The sequence below is a fragment of the Hoylesella buccalis ATCC 35310 genome, from assembly GCF_000177075.1.
GTDB lineage: Bacteria > Bacteroidota > Bacteroidia > Bacteroidales > Bacteroidaceae > Prevotella > Prevotella buccalis.
The window spans coordinates 1-3,782 of the sequence record NZ_ADEG01000114.1; the positions used below are offsets into that span (position 1 = coordinate 1).

The 3,782-nt window shown below is 40.2% G+C and carries 4 protein-coding genes; all 4 read left to right on the forward strand.

Translation table 11 applies throughout. The features are described from left to right. Positions 1-43: 43 nt before the first annotated feature. The 4 genes from HMPREF0650_RS12210 to HMPREF0650_RS12225 are packed head-to-tail and all read left to right on the forward strand — an operon-like array spanning position 44 to position 2,994. Complete coding sequence (locus HMPREF0650_RS12210; protein ID WP_004351178.1) at positions 44-598, forward strand: hypothetical protein; 555 nt, start codon at positions 44-46, stop codon at positions 596-598. A 28-nt stretch (positions 599-626) separates the two neighbouring features. Continuing rightward, positions 627-1,049: a single-stranded DNA-binding protein gene (locus HMPREF0650_RS12215; RefSeq protein ID WP_004351180.1), complete on the forward strand. Its 423-nt coding sequence runs from the start codon at positions 627-629 to the stop codon at positions 1,047-1,049. A 2-nt stretch (positions 1,050-1,051) separates the two neighbouring features. Then, on the forward strand, positions 1,052-2,398 hold the full coding sequence (gene gldE / locus HMPREF0650_RS12220) for a gliding motility-associated protein GldE (protein ID WP_081454893.1): 1,347 nt from the start codon (positions 1,052-1,054) through the stop codon (positions 2,396-2,398). 2 nt (positions 2,399-2,400) lie between these two features. After that, a complete protein-coding gene (locus tag HMPREF0650_RS12225) occupies positions 2,401-2,994 on the forward strand; it encodes a 4'-phosphopantetheinyl transferase superfamily protein (protein WP_004351183.1) in 594 nt (197 codons plus the stop codon). The last annotated feature ends 788 nt before the right edge of the window (positions 2,995-3,782 follow it).

A 3,782-nucleotide genomic window follows, 5' to 3' on the forward strand; every position in this document is an offset into this window, starting at 1 on the left:
AAGTCTCGTTTGCCGCTCTTTTTTCAGAGAAACATACTCATTCATGAATTTATATTTAAGATATTTTGATCGTGAGACATTAGTTTATAATGTTGAAGAAGCTTTAGAGTTTTTGCGTTCTATACCCGAGATAGTGGTAGACATGGATTTGGAATCAGACATCCGCGATTATGTTGCAAGCGACGTCTTCTATCCAAAACGTTATAAGGTACGCCCCCGAGTATATTTCATCATTATCAAGACCACGGCAGAAACGATGCTCGATTTTAAGCAAAAAAAAGCGTTACACCCATCCAATCATCCAGCGGGTCCTATTGATAAGCGGGATATTGCTGCCACAGCTATGACGCGTTTGACCGAATTTCATGAAGGCTGGTATGAGGGTTCTCTAGATTTCAAACGGGTGGTTTTGATTCCTTCCACAGGCAAGCATGAGTACAAGGATACGCAATTCATCGCACAATGCAAGGCCAATTCCGGACAAGATTGTTACAATCGTATTGTCGACTATCTCAAAGATCGTGTGGACAGTCGCTCCCAATTTCCTTCTGCAAAAGGCAAAAATTTCCGTTTCAAGTATTTAGGCATGTGGAAATAGCATATTCTTCATCAAATAGTACATTGTCATGAATAAAGTAATGCTCATCGGTAATGTTGGTAAAGACCCAGAAGTAAGATATTTTGAGGCCGATCAAGCGGTTGCCCAGTTAACGCTGGCAACAACTGAGCGCGGCTATACGTTGCAAAACGGAACTCGGGTTCCAGATCACACTGATTGGCATAACATTGTGTTTTATCGCGGTTTGGCCAAGGTTGTCGAAAAATATGTACATAAGGGTGACAAACTGTACGTTGAAGGGCGTCTGAGATATAGGACATACGATGACCAACGTGGTATCAAACGATATGTCACAGAGGTGTTGGCTGATAACATGGAACTGCTTTCCCCTAAGCGTGGCGCCTCGTCAGAAGCGGAAGATAAAACAGAGAAGAGTGGTTCTTCAGAGACAACCACTCCGACAAATGATACAACTAAACTACCCTTTTGAAATTGGATATCTCCTCTATTAGCTCTTCTTTATCAGATGTCACCTTCCAGTCTCCAACAGTAGGTGTCATCTTTGCAGCCGTTCTGGCGGCTCTTTTGTTGCTGGCCTCCGGCTTCGCAAGCGGTTCAGAAATAGCATTTTTCAGTCTTTCTCCTACCGATCTCGCTGCATTAGACGGTGAAAGAAACGTCCGTGATCGCAAAATTCAAATGCTGCGTGATGACAGTCAACGTACGCTGGCTACCATTCTGATTGCCAACAACTTTGTCAACGTCACCATCATCATGCTGTGCAACTATGTGTTTGGTTCACTATTTCATTTTGGACCAAAGGCATATTGGCTTCAATTTCTCACCATCACGGTGTTGTTGACGTTCTTGTTATTGCTGTTTGGTGAAATCATGCCCAAGGTTTACAGTCGTCAAAACCCCTTGAAGTTCTGCAGAAACAGTGTCAATGGCATCTTGTTCTTTCGAAAAATGTTTTGGCCTATCGAGAATATCTTGCTGCGAAGCGGGGTGATAGCCGAGCGGGTCATACAAAAACAAAACCATGTTCTCAGCGTTGATGATTTGGAACAGGCATTGGAATTGACAGACAAGGAAGACATTAAAGACGAACAGAGCATGCTGCAAGGCATTATTCGTTTTGGGGATGAGACGGCAAAAGAAGTGATGACGCCACGAAAGGACATAGTTGACATAGACATTCATTCTAATTTTAATGAAGTCATGCAGTGCATTATCGAAAACAACTATAGTCGTATTCCGGTGTATCAGGACAATGATGACAATATCCGTGGCGTTTTGTACATCAAGGATTTGCTCCCTCATCTCAACAAGCCTGCCGCTTTTCGTTGGCAGAGCCTCATCAGGCCAGCCTACTTTGTACCTGGTACGAAGAAGATTGATGACTTGATGACTGAGTTTCAGGAGAATAAAGTGCACATAGCCATCGTTGTTGACGAGTTTGGTGGTACGTGTGGATTGATTACCTTGGAAGACATTCTGGAAGAAATAGTCGGAGAAATCAATGATGAATATGATGAGGAAGAACGCACATTTTCTAAATTAAACGAAAATACGTACCTGTTTGAAGGCAAGACCCCATTGTCCGATTTCTTCAAAATCTTAGACATCCATGATGATGAGTTCAGTGATGTGCAGGGTGATGCCGACTCTTTAGCCGGATTGCTGTTAGAGATGAAGGGCGATTTTCTTCATCTTCACGAGAAAATCAGCTATAAGAACTATACTTTTGAGATAGTGGGAATCGAGGAGAGGCGTATCAGTCAGGTAAAATTGGTGGTCCATCCCATTGCTACGGATGAGAACGAAGTAAACGAATAGCAATGCCCGTCCTCAGTATTAGCCAGTTGACAAAGGATGTGAAACTTGGTCTGTGGAAGATTGATGAGTCCATTGATGAGTTTCTGTCTGCCTATCCACACCTTGAACAAGTTGTTTCTGGTTATCATCATTTTGAGCGCAAGCGCCAAAAAATGGCGGTCTACGCTTTGTTATATGCCATGAATGGCAACCAGCATGTCGTCATCAATCATGATTCGCATGGCAAACCTTTACTGAAAGATTTTTTTATTAGTATCAGTGATACAGCGGGATATGTAGCCATCATCTTGAGCAAAACGAAAGAAGTGGCCGTCGATATCGAGTATTACAGCAACCGAGTGGACCGCATTGCCAAGCGGTTTCTTCGTGAAGATGAAGTAGCTGGCACCACTGAGAGCCGGCTCATCCATTGGAGTGCCAAGGAAACGGTGTTCAAATACTTCTCCGCTCATCGGTTGCAATATGCAGATATGTGTCTGCATCCATTCCAAATGGGCAGCGAAGGATGTGTCAACGTCGACAATTTGAAAGCCAACCAGACGGTTCCCGTTTATTATCATCTCAACGACAGGTATGTTTTAACCTACACCTACTAACCTGAGTTAGGATAAGAATGTTCCGTTCTCGATATCTTTCCTAAGGACATAAATATATTTGAGATAGAGGTTATCAATAAATTTCCATCAAGCTCTGATATATGATTCCAATACTATGCTTTCAGAATAGATAGAACAACAGGTAGTCAATTAGGAAATTGGATGCAGCAAAGTGTAAACGGGAGTGCAGGAATAATAGGTAATAATAATAGACGATAAAGCAAAATGTTTTTAAAAATCACACTATTAGAATCTTTTAAAATTAGGAATAACATTGTTTTAAAGAATGTTATTCCTGAACTTGGTAAAAAAAAAATTCTAAATCTCCATTTGTAAACTCATGTTACGGTCTTGCTAATCCTTCGTTATACATATATGAGCTGTGTCGGTTAGTTGATTGCCAGTATATAGAATTTATTACCATATATATTAGTAAAAGGGATTCTTATATTCAAATTTATCTGAATATATTCGAATTATCTCCTAGACTAAATGATATTTACCAATTAGAGAATATTGATGGTTTAAATTTTCATTTGTTACCAAATAATAAAAAGAGAGCAAGACTTGACATGGATTTGTTACATACAATCCCTTTATTTAGTAAAAGATTTATGTTTGATTATTATAAATTGCATACAGCTTGGTCAAAAAAAGGAATGGAAAGACAAATAGAAAAACTAAAAAGAAGATTAGAAAAGGATATTTCTAATATAGAGAACTTCATTAATAAATGGCTTTCTATTTATACTGGGTCAGTCGTAAAACCCAGTAGCAACCCTCTCCCC

Excerpts from the sequence above, each read along its gene's own strand:
- HMPREF0650_RS12210 (WP_004351178.1), top strand. The coding sequence starts at position 44 with ATGAATTTATATTTAAGATATTTTGATCGTGAGACATTAGTTTATAAT.
- HMPREF0650_RS12215 (WP_004351180.1), top strand. The coding sequence starts at position 627 with ATGAATAAAGTAATGCTCATCGGTAATGTTGGTAAAGACCCAGAAGTA.
- HMPREF0650_RS12225 (WP_004351183.1), top strand. The coding sequence starts at position 2,401 with ATGCCCGTCCTCAGTATTAGCCAGTTGACAAAGGATGTGAAACTTGGT.